The sequence below is a fragment of the Methylosinus sp. LW3 genome (assembly GCF_000527115.1).
GTDB lineage: Bacteria > Pseudomonadota > Alphaproteobacteria > Rhizobiales > Beijerinckiaceae > Methylosinus.
In genome coordinates this window covers 3,964,548-3,979,541 of the sequence record NZ_AZUO01000001.1, presented here as the reverse complement: position 1 = coordinate 3,979,541, position 14,994 = coordinate 3,964,548, and the positions used below count along the sequence as shown (strand labels likewise).

At 66.2% G+C, this 14,994-nt stretch carries 11 protein-coding genes; all 11 read left to right on the top strand.

Annotated features, from left to right (window positions below):
• Positions 1-185 precede the first annotated feature (185 nt).
• A complete protein-coding gene (locus METLW3_RS0120045; protein WP_024881593.1) occupies positions 186-7,832 on the top strand; it encodes a hypothetical protein in 7,647 nt (2,548 codons plus the stop codon).
• A 93-nt stretch (positions 7,833-7,925) separates the two neighbouring features.
• Positions 7,926-9,323: a M48 family metalloprotease gene (locus METLW3_RS0120040; RefSeq protein ID WP_024881592.1), complete on the top strand. Its 1,398-nt coding sequence runs from the start codon at positions 7,926-7,928 to the stop codon at positions 9,321-9,323.
• 211 nt (positions 9,324-9,534) lie between these two features.
• The gene (locus tag METLW3_RS25940; protein WP_157096068.1) at positions 9,535-10,023 is read left to right on the top strand and encodes a hypothetical protein; all 489 of its coding nucleotides are present in this window, start codon (positions 9,535-9,537) and stop codon (positions 10,021-10,023) included.
• A 33-nt stretch (positions 10,024-10,056) separates the two neighbouring features.
• Complete coding sequence (locus tag METLW3_RS28375) at positions 10,057-10,215, top strand: hypothetical protein (RefSeq protein ID WP_157198955.1); 159 nt, start codon at positions 10,057-10,059, stop codon at positions 10,213-10,215.
• Between the two features lie 286 nt (positions 10,216-10,501).
• Positions 10,502-11,503, top strand: a complete 1,002-nt coding sequence (gene pdxA, locus METLW3_RS0120030; protein WP_024881590.1) for a 4-hydroxythreonine-4-phosphate dehydrogenase PdxA — start codon at positions 10,502-10,504, stop codon at positions 11,501-11,503.
• Positions 11,500-12,363 (top strand): 16S rRNA (adenine(1518)-N(6)/adenine(1519)-N(6))-dimethyltransferase RsmA, encoded by an 864-nt coding sequence (rsmA, locus tag METLW3_RS0120025; protein WP_024881589.1) that lies wholly within the window; start codon positions 11,500-11,502, stop codon positions 12,361-12,363. Before pdxA ends, rsmA begins: the two co-directional genes overlap by 4 nt.
• A gap of 33 nt (positions 12,364-12,396) precedes the next feature.
• Positions 12,397-12,618 (top strand): hypothetical protein, encoded by a 222-nt coding sequence (locus METLW3_RS0120020; RefSeq protein WP_024881588.1) that lies wholly within the window; start codon positions 12,397-12,399, stop codon positions 12,616-12,618.
• A gap of 200 nt (positions 12,619-12,818) precedes the next feature.
• Positions 12,819-13,010 (top strand): preprotein translocase subunit SecE, encoded by a 192-nt coding sequence (gene secE / locus METLW3_RS0120015; protein ID WP_024881587.1) that lies wholly within the window; start codon positions 12,819-12,821, stop codon positions 13,008-13,010.
• Between the two features lie 60 nt (positions 13,011-13,070).
• Positions 13,071-13,601, top strand: a complete 531-nt coding sequence (gene nusG / locus METLW3_RS0120010) for a transcription termination/antitermination protein NusG (protein ID WP_024881586.1) — start codon at positions 13,071-13,073, stop codon at positions 13,599-13,601.
• A 244-nt stretch (positions 13,602-13,845) separates the two neighbouring features.
• Positions 13,846-14,274 (top strand): 50S ribosomal protein L11, encoded by a 429-nt coding sequence (rplK, locus tag METLW3_RS0120005; RefSeq protein ID WP_018267520.1) that lies wholly within the window; start codon positions 13,846-13,848, stop codon positions 14,272-14,274.
• A gap of 4 nt (positions 14,275-14,278) precedes the next feature.
• Entirely contained in the window at positions 14,279-14,983 is a 705-nt protein-coding gene (gene rplA / locus METLW3_RS0120000; protein ID WP_024881585.1) for a 50S ribosomal protein L1, read from the top strand.
• The last annotated feature ends 11 nt before the right edge of the window (positions 14,984-14,994 follow it).

Sequence of the window (14,994 nt, the reverse complement as noted above, 5' to 3'; positions counted from 1 at the left end):
TCACTTAGTAGGCGTTTCCGCCCGCTCCGCAGCCCCGCCGCTCGCTGGACGCGCAGCTGTGGCCTTGCTGCGCTCCCGGATCGAAAATAGAAATCGCACAACTGGAAATGCGCGAGTCGGCCCGCGTCGGCCTCGCTCGACGTGATTTTGTCGTTTGAATTTCGACGAGTTCTGGAGACTATCGAATGACCCGTTTGTCCGGCCGTCACGGCAATAGCGTGCGTTCCCCGTCCTCGGGCCTTTCGATCGGCAGTTCTCATAGAGGCGGGCTCCTGCTCGGCGTCTCGGCGCTCAGCATCGCGCTTTCCATGGGCCTTTCGCCGGCGCAAGCGCAGCAGGCGGGCGGGGCCGGCGGCAATCCGGGCGGCGGAACGGCGGGAACGACGAATAGCGCCGGAGTCGGAACGGCGGGCGGCAATGCGACCAACGCCGCGGGCGGCGGCGGTGGCGGTGGCGTCAACGCCAAAGGCGGCGCGGGCGGCGGCGGTGCGCCAGGCGGAACCGCCCCGGCCGGCGCTGGGGCGAATGGGCCTGCCGATCAAGGCGGCGGCGGCGGCGCGGGCGCCGCGACCGCCTTTACCTTTGTCGGCGCGACAGCCGTCGCCAACCTCGTGGGCAACCCCGGCGGCGCGGGCGGGGCCGGCGGCTCGGGAACGGGCTCCGGCGGCGGCGGCGGCGCGGGCGGCAATCTCGCCGTTATGACCGGCGGCGCGGGCGTGTTCAGCGGTGTCGCCGTCGGCGCGACGACGACGGGCGGGGCCGGCGGCAACGGCGGCTCGGCGACAGGAGCCGCCGGCAATGGCGGCGCGGGCGGCGGCGGCGGCTCGGCATTTCTGTTCACCGGCTCCGGGTCTGATGTGAATATCAATGGCGCGGCTGTCGGCGGGGCCGGCGGCGCCGGCGGAAAGAGCGCCTCTCTCTTCGGCAATGGCGGCGCCGGCGGCACGGGCGGCGCGGCTATTTCCGCTGTCGGGGCGCTCGGAACCGTGACCAATGTCGGCTCGATCGTGGGCGGCGCCGGCGGCGTCGGCGGGGTGACCGCCACCGGCGTCGGCGGGACGGGCGGGGCCGGAGGAGCGGGCCTTTCGGCGATCGCCGGCGGGACGATCGTCAACTCGGGAGCCATAAAGGGCGGCGCGGGCGGGCTCGGCGCCAGCGGCTCGGCCTCGGGCAATGGGGGCGCCGCGATCGTCGGCTCCGGTCTCACAATCACCAATTCCGGCGCGATCGCCGGCGGCGCAGCCGGCGGGGCGGGCGGCTCGGCCGGCGTCGCGCTCGATCTGTCCGGGACCAATCGGCTTATCACTCTGGGCGCTGGCGCGCTCTCGGGCGACATTCGCGCCAATGGCGGAACGCTGACGCTCGATCAGACCGTCGCGGGCGCCGGCAACGCCGCTTATGCGAATAAGATCGTGGATACGGCGGGCAATCTCAACGTCGTCGTCGACGCCGGCGCGAATGCGGTCACGCTGAGCAACGCCGCAAATAATCAATTCCAGACGCAGGTGAAGAGCGGGACGCTCTCGGTCGCCAATGCGGGGGCGCTCGGCGGCGGCGATCTCTCGCTCGTCGCCGGCGGCGTGGCGGCGCCGGCCTTCCAACTCGCCGCCGGCGCCAGCGCGCAGTTTTTGACCCAGAACGTCAAGATCGATCCCGGCGTGTCCGGAACCATCGGCGCCGGCGCCGGCTCGACACTGACCATCGCGCCCGGCGCGGGCAAGCAGCTGTCCTTGCAGGGCGGGGCCGGGACGACGGCGCATTTCGGATCGGCGACCAACACCGGAACCGTGGTTCTCGCGCCCACTCTCGCGACGGTCGCCAGTGCGGGCGCCGCTTCGGTGGACGGAGGGACGCTGCGGCTCGGCAATGCGCAGAGCGCGGGCGCAGTCTCGGGCCTGCAGGGCGGACTCAATGTCGGCAAGGACGCGACGACCGCGGCGACGCTCGACACCTATAGCTTCAGTTTCACCGCCAATAATCTGACGGGCTCATCCAAGGGCGTCATCACCAATAATGGCGGCGGCCTCGCCACGGTCACGACCAACAATTCCGTCGATACGACTTATTCAGGCGTGATCCAGGACGGCGTCGCCGGTCAGGTCGGGATCAATGTGAAGACATCGGGCGGCGTGCTGACGCTGGCGGGCGCGAATACCTACGGCGGCCCAACGATTATCGACTCCGCTGCGACATTGAAAGCCGGCACCGCCAACGCCTTCAGCCAAAAAAGTACGACCAGTGTTCTTGGAAAACTCGACCTCAACGGCTTCAACCAGACGATAGACACCATCTATCTCGCTGGCGGCCGCATTCGCAATGGGACGCTGACCAGCACCGATATAGCTGTCTCATCTTTCGGTGGAATTATCTCGGTTGGCGGCGCAGTCGAAAGCATCTCTGGCTCCACGGGCTTGAGGTTGACCGCGGGCACGACCAATCTCGAGGGCGCTAATACTTATTCCGGCGCCACATTGGTCGACGGTGCCACATTGCGGTTGAACAGCGCGAAGGGCCTCAGCGCCAATAGCGCGCTCACCGTCAATTGGGGCGGGACCTTCGATCTCAACGGATTCAACGCCACTGTCTCCGGCGTCGGCGGGCAGGGAACCGTCACCACCAATGGCGCCGCCTCGAAGCTGACCTTCGGCCTCGGCGCGGATTCGACCTTCGTGGGCCAGATGCGCGACGGCGCCGGCCAATTGTCGGCGCAGGTCTCGGGCGGCAAGACGCTGACCGTCACGGGGCAGAACATCTATTCGGGAACGACTCAGATCGACGCCGGTTCCGGCCTCGCCGTCGCCGCTGGCGGCGCAATCGGCACGGCCGCCAATCACGCCGGCGCCATCAATGTCGATGGAGCGCTGCTGATCAAGACCGGCGGCACGGTCGATGCGGGGACCAACAACCTCACCAATCAGGGAACCGTCACCATAGAAGCCGGCGGCCGCCTCACTGATGATCTCGTCAACAATGGAGTCGTCAACAACAGCGGCTTGGTGGCGGCGAATCTGCAGAACAATGCGGCCGGCACGGTGACCAACAAAGCCCCGACCGGCGTCTGGCAGGGCAATGTCGTCGCCAATAAGGGTACGATCGTCAATGAGGCGGGCGCCAATTGGATCGGCAATGTCAACGCCGGCGCCAATACCGGCTCCATCGACAATCGCGGCGCCTGGACCGGCAATGTCGGCAATAATCTCGGCCAGCTGAAGAACGGCGGAACGATCACCGGAACAGTCGCCAATTCCGGCGCGTTCGACAATCTTTCGGGCGGCGTTGTCTCCGGCCTGCTGACTCAGGCCGCGGGAACGACGACCAATGCGGGCGCGCTCAATGGCGGCGCTTCAGTGACCGGCGGCCTGCTGACCAATAATAATCAGATCATCGGCGCCGTCGCGGTCACCGGCGGCCGGCTCGACAATAATGCGACGATCTCCGGCTCGGTCGACAATTCCGCGACCTTCAGCAACTACGCCGGCGGCAATGTCACCGGCGGGCTGAAGACCTCGGGAACGGCGACCAACGCCGTCGGCGCGACGATCAGCGGCGGCGTCGCTGTGACGGCCGGGACATTCACCACCAAGGGCGTGGTCAATGGCGGGCTGACCAATTCGGGAACGACCCAGGCGCAGGGCGCGATCAATGGGATTGTGAAAAATCTCGCTGGATCGTTCAACGTCACCGGCGATCTGAAGACCGATTCGGTGCAGAACTCGGCCGGCGCGACCGTCGATATTTCAAAGGGAACGGTCTCCGGCGCTTCAAGCTCCCTGACCGTGGACAACGCCGGCTTGATCATCGTCAGAGCTTCGGCGACGCTCACCGCGCTCGGCGGTGTGACCAACTCAGGCGCGATCTCGGTCTTGGTCGGCGGCAAGGTCAATGACGCGCTCACCAATACCGGCTCGGTTTTCAATTCCGGCATCTACAACGGCGATCTCATCAATTCCGGCGCTGCAGCGACGGTGACCAACCTAACGACAGGCCAGTGGACCGGAAATGTGCTGTCGAACTCGGCCGGTGCAAAGATCGTCAATCAGGGCGCGTGGTTCGGTAGCGTCTCCAACACGGGTGGCTCGATCACCAGTGCGTCGACCTGGATCGGAAACGCCGTCAATTCGAGCGGAACCATCGCCAATGGCGGCGTATGGGTTGGCGCGCTGACCAATGACGTCGCCGGAACCTTTCAGAATTTGTTCGCTTCCTCCACGCTCACAGGGCTGCTGACGACCTCGGGAACGGCGACCAACGCCGGCGTGCTGGACGGCGGCGCGCTCGTCCTCGCCGGAACGCTGACCTCGACGGGCACGATCAACAATGGCGCGACCGTCACCGGCGGAACGCTGACGACGAGCGGAACCGTCAATGGCGGCCTCGTCAATGGCGTCGCCGGCACGGTGTTCGCGTCCGGCGCGATTAATGGGCAGATCGACAATAGCGGCAAGTTTACGCTGAATGGCGCGTTGGCCAACAATGGCTCCACGGTCAACAACAATGCCGGCGCGACGCTCGACGTCAATTCGAGAAGCTTCACCAACATCGGCGCGCTGAACAATAATGGCGCGATCACCATCGCCGGCGGCAGTCTCGCGGTGAATGGAACGCTCACGCAGGCCGCGGGCTCGATTCAGAATATCGGCGGCGCGATCGCCGCCAATGCGATCAACGAGACCGGCGGCCTCATCACCAATAGCGGGACCATCGGCGCGACGACGACCTTCGCGGTCAATGGCGGCGTTCTGACGAATAACGCCGGCGGCGTGGTGACGGCCGCGGCGCTCACCGTGGGCGCCGGCGGGACGATCAACAATAATGCGACGATCACCTCGGCCGCCGCGATCCAGAACGCCGGCCTCGTCAACAATAATAATGGCGGAACGCTGAACGGCGGCCTCGTCAATACGGGGACGCTCAACAATAATGCCGGCGCCATCCTCAATGGCGGGCTGACCAATAGCGCGACGGCGACCAATGGTGGAAGCGTCAATGGCGGCGTCGCCAATAGCGGCTCCTTCACGACGACGGGCGCCGTCACTGGCGGGCTGGTCAACGCCGCGGCGGGCGTGACGAAAGCGGCTGGCTCCATCGCCGGCGGCGTGACCAATACGGGCTCCTTCACCGTTACCGGCGCGCTCGCCAATGGCGCGGGCAATTTCGCCAATAATGGCGCGGGAACGCTCTTTGTCACCGGCGGTGACTACGCCAATATCGCCACTCTGACGAATAGCTCGACCGCCGCGACCGGCGTGTCCGTGTCGGCGGGCCGCACGCTTTCGGCGGCCAATGTGACCAACACCGCCGGCGCGACCATCGCTAATTTCGGCGCGCTCGCTTCCGCAAATGTGATTCAGAACGCTGGAACGCTCAATAATTCCGGCGCCGTCACCGGCGGCCTGAATAATGCCGGCGCCTTTAATCAGCTCGCCGGCTCGCTGACCGGCGGTCTGACGAATAGCGGACCGGCCAATGTCACCGGCTCGCTCGCCGGCGGCGTGACCAATACGGGCTCCTTCACCGTCACGGGCGCGCTCGTCAATGGCGCGGGCAGCTTCGCGAATAATGGCGCCGGGACGCTGTTCGTCACCGGCGGCGACTACACGAATATCGGCGCCTTCGTGAACAGCTCCACGGCGGCCACGGGCGTTTCCATCGCGGCCGGCCGCACGCTGAGCGCGAGCGGCGTCGCCAACAGCGCCGGCGCGACGATCGTCAATGCGGGAACGCTGGCCTCCACCGGCGCGGCGATCCAGAATGCCGGAACGCTGACCTCGACGGGCGCGCTCACCGGCGGCTTGAACAACACGAATCTCGCCAATGCGGCGGGCTCGATCGCCGGCGGCGTCGCCAATACGGGAACATTCACCGTGACCGGCGCGCTCGCCAATGGCGGCGGCGATTTCGCAAATGGCGGCGCGGGAACGCTCGCCGTCTCCGGCGGCGATTACACGGGCGTCGGCGCGCTGACCAACAGCTCCACCGCCGCCACCGGTGTGACGATCGCCTCCGGCCGCACGCTCTCTGCGACCAGCGCGACGAACGCCGCCGGCTCGACGATCGCGATTTTCGGCGGCGCGCTGCTGACGACCAATGGCTTCGTCAATCAGGGCAAGGTCAACGCCGCCGGAACCATCGGCGGCGGCGTGACCAATACGGGGACATTCAATGTCACCGCGGCGCTCGCCAATAATGGCGGCAAGTTCGACAATAACGGCAATGGCGCGCTCATCGTCGGGGCCGGCGATTACACCAATATCGGCGTGCTGACGAACAATTCCGTCGGCGACGCGACGGCGGGCGCGCAGTTCCAGGGGATCGGCGTCTCGCTCGGCCATGGCCGCACGCTCGGCGCGACGAGCGTCGTCAATAATGCGACGATCGCGCTCGGCGACCGCACGACCAATTCGACGGTCAATTCCATCATCGCCGGCAATCTCACCAATAATGGAACGCTCGATCTCGCCGCGGCCAATCAGGTGGTCGCCAATGGCGCGACAGCGGCGGCGCTCGCCAATTCGCTCACCGTCAACGGCAATTACACGGGCGGCGGCGTGCTGAATGTGGCGGCGCGCTTCGCCGATCTCGGCGGACAGCGGGCCGGCGAGCTGCTGGTGAACGGCGCCGGCGCCGGCAATGTCACCACGGTGATCGTCAATCCGTTCCAGAATCAGACCGGCTTTTTCGCCAGCCCGATTCTGATCGCCAAGACCAACCCCGGCTCGACCTCGACATTCCAGCTCGGCAACGCCACCACCAGCATAGGCGCCGCGCAGGCGCTCAACACGGGCCTCGTGAGCTTCAACCTGCAGCAGCTCACCCCCGGCCAATGGTATCTCGTCCCCAATCTCGACACCGGATCGCTGTCGGCGATCGGCGGCAGCGTCGCCTCGGCGGTCGCCTCGGCGACCACCGGCTTCTTCCAGAGCGCCTCGGCCTTCGTGCAATCGCATCCCGACGCCAAGCCCAACGCCGTCGATTTCGGAATTTGGACGCGCGCCGCCGTCGGCCGTTCCGATCTCGCGAGCTCCTCCAGCGCGCCGACGGCCGCAGGCGGGACCGCCATCACCAATGAGAAGACGCGCACGCTCTACAGCGGCTATCAGGTCGGCCTCGACGCCTCGCTCTCCAACATAGAGAACACGCAGATCAACCTGCACGGCGGCGTGATGGCCGGCCAATATCTCTCCAATTCCTATGATCTCCTCGGCTCCGGCACGAGGACGCGTTTCGACGTGCCTTTCGTCGGCGTCTATGCGGTGGCGACCGGCTTCGGCTTCTTCGCCGATGTGCAGTTCCGTCACGACTTCTGGAACGCGGACATCACCAATTATCGCGCCGGCCTCAACGAGAAGCCGCTGGAGGGCCGCGGCTGGGCGGGCTCCGCCTCGCTCGGCTATCATTGGGATCTGCCCAATGATTGGTTCATCGAGCCCTCGGCCGCGATCAATGTCACCAGCGTCGATTTCGATCGGCTGCAGGTGGCGGCGGGCACGACGCCGGCCTATCTCGTCCTCGACACGGTGCGCTCGACTCTCGGCCGCGTCGGATTGCGGGCGGGAACCTCCTTCGTCCTCGACAATAAATACGCCTTCCAGCCCTTCGCCTCGGTCAGCGGCTGGAACGAGTTCGAGACCAATCTGAAGGAGAGCTTCCAGCAGAACGTCACCTATGTGCCGATCTCCGTGTCGCGCTCCGGCGCTTTCGCGCAATTCGGCCTCGGCGTCTCGGCGCAGATCATCGACACCGGCTGGGTCGGCTTTGTGCGCGGCGATTATCGCACCGGCGAGAAGCTGACCGGCGCCGCGCTCAATGGCGGCGTGTCCTATCGCTTCTGAGCGGCCGCGCCTTTTCTCGCACGAGGCGGAAGGAGAGCCTTCCGCCTCGTGACGCGGTTTGCCTTCCGTCCTGGCTTACGCCACTCTCCGCCCATGGATCGCAAAAGCGGCAAGCGGCGGACGCTTCTCACCGGTCTCCTGATCTTCGCGCTCTGCGCGCCCGCGCGCGCGGAGGAAGACGGCCCGCGCGTGTCGATCATCCGCGACGCGGAGATCGAGCAATTATTGCGGGACTACACCGCGCCTGTGCTGAAGGCGGCGGGGATTCACAGCGAGGCGGCCAAGATCATTCTGGTCGGCGACCGCTCCTTCAACGCCTTCGTTGCCGACGGGCAGAAAATCTTCGTCAACACGGGCGCGCTGATGGAGGCGAAGACGCCCAATGAGATCATCGGCGTGCTCGCGCATGAGACCGGCCATATCGCCGGCGGCCATTTGGCGCGCGGGCGCCAGGAGCTCGCCAAGGCGACCATCCTCTCCGTCGCCGGCATGCTGGCGAGCGCCGGCGCCATGGTCGCGGCGCGCGGCGCCTTCAACCGCCGCGACGGGCAGGTGGGCATGGATTCCGCCGGCGCCGTCGGAATATTGCTCGGCCCGCAAGAGGCGGTGAAGCGCTCGCTGCTCGCCTATCAGCGCGGCGAGGAGCAGGCCGCCGACCGCATGGCGGTGCGCTTCCTCACGGCGACGCATCAATCCGCCAAGGGCATGCTGGAAGTGTTCAACCGCTTCGCCAGCGAATCCTTGTTCAAGACGACGGCGATCGATCCCTATCTGCTGTCGCATCCGCTGCCGAACGAGCGCATCTCCAACCTCGATCAGGCCGCCAAGCAATCGCCCTATTTCGATGTCCCGGACTCGCCGGCGCTGCAGGCCCGTCACGATCTGATGCGCGCCAAGCTCATCGGCTTCATGGGCAATTCCGGCGAGGTGGCGCGGCGCTATCCCATCTCCGATCTTTCGCTACCGGCGCGCTACGCCCGCGTCATCGCCGATAATCGCTTCGGCCGGCTGGAGGATGCGCTGCGCGGCGCCGACGCCCTGGTCGCGGCCGATCCGAAGAACCCTTACTTTTGGGAGCTGAAGGGGCAGATATTGCTCGAGGCCGGCCGCGCCAATCAGGCCATCGCGCCTTTGCGCAAGGCGGCCGCCATCGCCGGGCCGGGCGCGACGCCGATCCGCGTGCTGCTCGGCCATGCGCTGGTCTCAGCCGACGATCCCAAGCTGCTGAACGAGGCCGTGAGCGTGCTCGCCAATGCGACGCAGCGCGACGAGGATAGCGCCGACGCCTGGGAGTTTCTGTCCATGGCCTATTTCCGCAAGGGCGAGAACGCCAAGGCGCAACTCGCGGCGGCCGAGGGCCTCTTCGTCGCCGGCAAATATGTCGAGGCGCGCACGCAAGCGACGCGCGCCCAGGCGCAGTTCAAGGAAGGCACGCAGGGCTGGCTGAAGGCGGACGATATATTGACCTATCGCCCGCCGGGGAGCGAGTGAGACGATCGACGCAGGATTTTTTCGACCGGGACATCAGCATGCCGAGTACGGAAAGCGGGTCGATTTGAATTTCGCCAATGCGTCAGAAGCAGCCCTTTCAACAGCGCCGCTCAATAGCTATTTTGCCAAGCGCCGACGGCGCTGGCTGTTACGAAGCTCGAGAACTCTAAACTTGGCACAGCGCGCGCCGACGTGTGTCAGTTCCGGGTAGATGATGGACGGCGATCCAGCAGGACAGAAGGCCAGACGTTTCTCAGAGTCTCTAACGCACGACGATCATGTGCGCGGCGTTGTCAGATTCGTGTTCGGCGCCGTGGGCTTGGTCGCCTTCAACGCGCTTATCGGTCTGTTCGATCCATATCGAACCATTGACGCTCGCATCACGAAAGCGGAACAGCTGTGCGACTACTACCGCCCAAAAATTAAGAATGGCTGGCCAGAAGAGCGGGATCACAAACCCGTGCCGCCGGGCTCGATCCCCTGCGACTCGGCCAGTGAGCGCGAACTTGATCGAACATCCGAATTTCCGGTCAAGAGATATTTTGTAATGTTCGTCGAGTACGTGTCGCCCGCCGACGGAAAAAACTATTCGCAGCGCATTCAGATTCCAGCGGAACGACTGTCGCCGAATTTTAAACCTGGCATGACGATTCGGGTGTCTGCCTCGACGACCGATCCGTATTCGGTGCGTGGCCAGTAACAGGTCCTTTTCCGAGTCAATTTTGATTGTGAGATGGTCGTTCTTGCCCTCGTGGATCTCGTTGTCGCTCGTCTGGCTTGGGCGAAACTTCTCGTCGATGTGGCGGTGGAGGAGGTCGCGGCCGGTGGAGCAATGACGCTGGACGAGCATCTCTCGCAACTCGACGCTCTGGTCCGCGCCGAGGCGTGCTGAAGGCGCGTCTCTTTGTCGCGTGAAAGGCTCGAGGTTGCGCGAAAGGCCAATGTCGATCTGGCGAGAGTTCTCGCCTATCTCGATGGCGTCGCCGGACCTCCGACTGTCGGCAAACACCGCGGCGTCTTTGAACCCTCTACCGGCGGATCGCCGACCATCCCGCGACGCAGAACCGCATTGAGTGGATAGGGGTGGTTTCGCCTTTCGTCGTGATCTATCGGTATCTCGAAGGCTAGGACTTCGTGACCGCGGGAAGGTTTCGCCCGCGCAAGCTCGGGACGACAGATTGACCAGACTCCCCCTCGCTCTCACCCAGGGCGACCCTTCCGGCATCGGCCCGGAGCTGACGCTGAAGGCCTATGCCGCGCGCAAGGCGCGGGCTCTGCCGCCTTTCTTCGCGCTCGCCGATCCGGCGCAGCTCGCGCGGACGGCGGCGGCGCTCGGGCTCGAGATCGCGCTGCGCGAGGTCGCGCCGGAGGGGGCGGCGGCGGTTTTCGACGCGGCTCTGCCGGTCGTGCCGCTCGGGCTTTCGGTTCGAGGAGTTCCCGGCGCGCCCGAGCCCGCCGACGCGGCGGCGACGATCCTCTCCATAGAGCGGGCCGTCGAGCTGGTCGCGGAGGGAAAAGCGCGCGCGCTCGTCACCAATCCGATCGCCAAAAATGTGCTCTACGCCGCCGGCTTCGCGCATCCGGGCCATACGGAGTTTCTCGCGGCGCTGGCGGAGCGGCGGTTCGGGCGCCCCTTCCGCCCGGTGATGATGCTCTACGCCGAGGAGCTCGCCGTCGTTCCGGCGACGATCCATGTCGCGCTCGCCGAGGTTCCGCGCCTGCTCACCCGCGAGCTGCTGGTGGAAACCGGGGTGATCGTCGCCGCCGATCTTTCGTCCCGCTTCGGCCTCGCTTCGCCGCGCCTCGCCTTCGCCGGGCTCAATCCGCACGCCGGCGAGAGCGGCGCCATGGGCCGCGAGGAGATCGACGTGATCGCCCCCGCCGTGGCCGAGCTGCGCGCGCGCGGGATAGACGCCACCGGCCCGCATCCGGCCGACACCATGTTCCACGCCGCCGCCCGCGCGCGCTATGACGTCGCCATCTGTCCGACGCATGATCAGGCGCTGATCCCCATAAAGACGTTGGCCTTCGATCGCGGCGTCAATGTCACGCTCGGCCTGCCCTTCGTGCGCACATCGCCGGACCATGGCACGGCTTTCGACATAGCCGGGAAGGGAGTCGCCGAGGCGACGAGCGTCATAGAGGCGATCCGCCTCGCCGACCGAATGACGGCGCGATGATCGACGATCTGCCGCCATTGCGCGAGGTGGTCGCGCGCCATGGGCTGATGGCCAGCAAGGCGCTCGGCCAGAATTTTCTTTTCGACCTCAACCTCACCGCCCGCATCGCTCGCGCCGCCGGCCCGCTCGCGGGCGCGACCATCGTCGAGATCGGCCCCGGTCCCGGCGGCCTCACCCGCGCGCTGCTCGCCGAGGGGGCGGGGCGCGTCATCGCCGTGGAGCGCGATTCGCGCTGCATTCCGGCGCTGCGCGAGATAGAGGCGCGCTATCCTGGGCGGCTGGTCATCGTCGAGGGCGATGCGCTGGCGCTCGATCCGGCGGAGCTGGCGCGGCTGCACGGGCTCGGCGGGCCGGCGCGCATCTGCGCGAACCTCCCCTACAATATCGCCACCGAGCTGCTGGCCCGCTGGATCGAGACGGAGCCTTGGCCTTCCGTCTTCGATCGCTATGTGCTGATGTTCCAGCGCGAGGTTGCCGAGCGCATCGTCGCGACGCCCGCGCAGCGCGCCGATTATGGCCGCCTCGCCGTGCTCTGCGGATGGCGGACGCGCTCGCGCATATTGTTCGACCTCTCGCCCTCGGCCTTCACGCCGCCGCCCAAGGTGACGTCATCCGTGGTGGAGCTCATTCCCAATGCGTCGCCGCTGCCTTGCGATCCGAAGCTATTGTCGCAGGTGACGCGCGCCGCCTTCGGCCAGCGCCGCAAAATGCTGCGCCAGAGCCTGAAATCTCTGCCGAAGCCGGGCCTGGACGTGGCCGCGCTGCTGGCGCGGGCGGGCATAGAGGAGACGCGCCGCGCCGAGGAGATCGACATCGGCGGATTCGTCGCATTGGCGCAGGCTCTGGCTGTCCTATCTTGACTCTGCGGCGCCTATATTCGAGGAGCGGCAGCAATGGCGAAATTCTATTTTGCGGCGGTGGAGACCGAGGAAGGCCTGCGCGCCGAGCTCAAGATCGCAACCCCTTATTCGCTGGCGGCGGATGTCTTCGATCCGAGCGAGAGCTTCACCGATTACGAGGCGAAGCTGGACGGCGCTCTGCGCGAGCTGGAGCGCACGCGCGACGAGGCGCGCGCCTGGTTCGCCAAGCATAATGGCGCGTCGGCGGCTGGGTGAGCAGGCGGGCGGCTCCGGGCTCGGAACCGCGTTTTCCCGGGGGCCTGAATTTCCGCTTGGCGGCCCCGCCTTACTCGATTATAAGCACCAGATGCGTGGCGCGCGGCCTGGGGTCTCGCGCCGCGACTGTTTTGTGGCGGTCCCGATGAGTCCCGTGGCCGCGGTCCTCGGCTCGGTGAAACATCTCGGCTCGGTGAAGCATGGCCAATCCGTTTCAGTTCCTGCAAGAAGTGCGCTCGGAAGCGAGCAAGGTCGCGTGGCCGACCCGCCGCGAGACCCTCATCACCTCCGGCCTGGTGGTCCTCATGGTGCTGGCCGCGAGCATTTTCTTCGTCGTCGTCGATCAGGGGCTGCGACTCGCCGTGGGCATGCTGCTGCGGATCGGCCAGTAAGGCCGAGGAACCCGCCGGCGCGCCGATCGTCGAGAGCGAAATTTTGGAGCTTGTCGCGCCGTGAGCATGCGCTGGTATATCGTCCACGCCTATTCGAACTTCGAGAAGAAGGTCGCCGACTCCATTCGCGAGGGCGCCGCGCAGCGCAATCTCTCCGATCAGTTCGAGGAGATTCTCGTGCCGACCGAGCAGGTCATCGAGGTGCGCCGCGGCCGCAAGGTCAGCTCGGAGCGCAAGTTCTTCCCCGGCTATGTGCTGGTGAAATGCGACCTCTCCGACCAAGTGTTCTCTCTCATCAAGAACACGCCGAAAGTGACCGGCTTCCTCGGCGCAGACAATAAGCCGATGCCGATCAGCGAGGCGGAGGCGATGCGCATCAAGGGCCAGGTGGCCGATGGCGTCGAGCGCCCCAAGCCCTCCATCTCCTTCGAGATCGGCGAGACGGTCCGCGTGGCCGACGGCCCCTTCGCCTCCTTCAACGGAGTAGTGGAAGAGGTCGACGACGCCCGCTCGCGGCTCAAGGTGGCGGTATCCATCTTCGGCCGGCCGACGCCGGTGGAGCTGGAATTCGCGCAGGTGGAGAAGGTTTGATTCCACGAATTCTCTCTCCCGCTCGCGGGAGAGGGTGGCCCGGCGTAAGCCGGGTCGGGTGAGGGCGCTTCGAGAGTCCTCACCGTCGCGCATTCGCGCGACGCCTTCTCTCGCGAGCGGGGGAAGGAAAAAGCCGTGGCGGGCGCGCCCCTGTCGCCAGGGGGATCACGCGTCGGACCACGAACTGCAACCGGCGGCTCGGGACGCGGAAGCGTGTCCGGCCGCTCAATGTTGGAGATGAGACATGGCGAAGAAAATCGCCGGCTACATCAAGCTGCAAGTGCCGGCGGGCGCGGCCAATCCGTCGCCGCCGATCGGTCCCGCGCTCGGTCAGCGCGGCCTCAACATCATGGAATTCTGCAAGGCCTTCAACGCCAAGACGGCGCAGATGGAGAAGGGGACGCCCATCCCCGTCATCATCACGGCCTTTCAGGATCGCTCCTTCACCTTCGAGCTGAAGCAGCCGCCGGTCTCCTACTTCCTGAAGCAGGCGGCGGGCGTCAAATCGGGCTCGAAGACGACCGGACGCGGTTTCGTCGGCCAGGTCACACGGGCGCAGATTCGCGAGATCGCCGCGAAGAAGCTGCAGGACCTCAACACGACGTCGATCGAGTCGGCCGCGTCGATGATCGAGGGCTCCGCCCGTTCCATCGGCCTCGAAGTGGTGGGGTGAGATCATGGCCCATATCGGAAAACGCATCGCCAAGGCGCGCCAGGCCGTCGAGCGCACCAAGCTCTACCCGGTCGACGAGGCGATCAAGCTGGTTCGCGCCAACGCCACCGCCAAATTCGACGAGTCCATCGAGATCGCGATGAATCTCGGCGTCGACCCCAAGCATGCGGACCAGATGGTGCGCGGCGTCGTCAACCTGCCGAATGGCACCGGCCGCACGCTGCGCGTCGCGGTCTTCGCCCGCGGCCCCAAGGCCGATGAGGCCAAGGCCGCCGGCGCGGATATCGTCGGCGCCGAGGATCTCGTCACCATCGTCCAGGGCGGCACGATCGAGTTCGATCGCTGCATCGCCACCCCGGAGCTGATGCCGCTCGTCGGCCGCCTCGGCAAGGTGCTCGGCCCGCGCGGCCTGATGCCGAACCCCAAGGTCGGCACGGTGACGATGGACGTCGCCGGCGCGGTGAAGGCCTCCAAGGGCGGCGCCGTCGAGTTCCGCGTCGAGAAGGCCGGCATCGTGCAGGGTACGGTGGGCAAGACCTCCTTCGAGGAGGGCAAGCTCGCCGAGAATATCCGCGCCTTTGTGGATGCGGTGGCCAAGGCCAAGCCCGCCGGCTCCAAGGGCACCTATATCCAGCGCGTGGCGCTCAGCTCCACCCAGGGGCCTGGCGTCAAGGTGGATGTGGCGACGCTCGGCGCGACGCAGGCGTGATGCGAGGCGGC

Bases quoted from the DNA above. Each gene is read 5' to 3' on its own strand.
- METLW3_RS25940 (WP_157096068.1), top strand. From the start codon at position 9,535: ATGATGGACGGCGATCCAGCAGGACAGAAGGCCAGACGTTTCTCAGAG.
- METLW3_RS28375 (WP_157198955.1), top strand. From the start codon at position 10,057: ATGGTCGTTCTTGCCCTCGTGGATCTCGTTGTCGCTCGTCTGGCTTGG.
- rsmA (WP_024881589.1), top strand. From the start codon at position 11,500: ATGATCGACGATCTGCCGCCATTGCGCGAGGTGGTCGCGCGCCATGGG.
- secE (WP_024881587.1), top strand. From the start codon at position 12,819: ATGGCCAATCCGTTTCAGTTCCTGCAAGAAGTGCGCTCGGAAGCGAGC.
- METLW3_RS0120020 (WP_024881588.1), top strand. From the start codon at position 12,397: ATGGCGAAATTCTATTTTGCGGCGGTGGAGACCGAGGAAGGCCTGCGC.
- rplK (WP_018267520.1), top strand. From the start codon at position 13,846: ATGGCGAAGAAAATCGCCGGCTACATCAAGCTGCAAGTGCCGGCGGGC.
- METLW3_RS0120040 (WP_024881592.1), top strand. From the start codon at position 7,926: ATGGATCGCAAAAGCGGCAAGCGGCGGACGCTTCTCACCGGTCTCCTG.
- rplA (WP_024881585.1), top strand. From the start codon at position 14,279: ATGGCCCATATCGGAAAACGCATCGCCAAGGCGCGCCAGGCCGTCGAG.
- METLW3_RS0120045 (WP_024881593.1), top strand. From the start codon at position 186: ATGACCCGTTTGTCCGGCCGTCACGGCAATAGCGTGCGTTCCCCGTCC.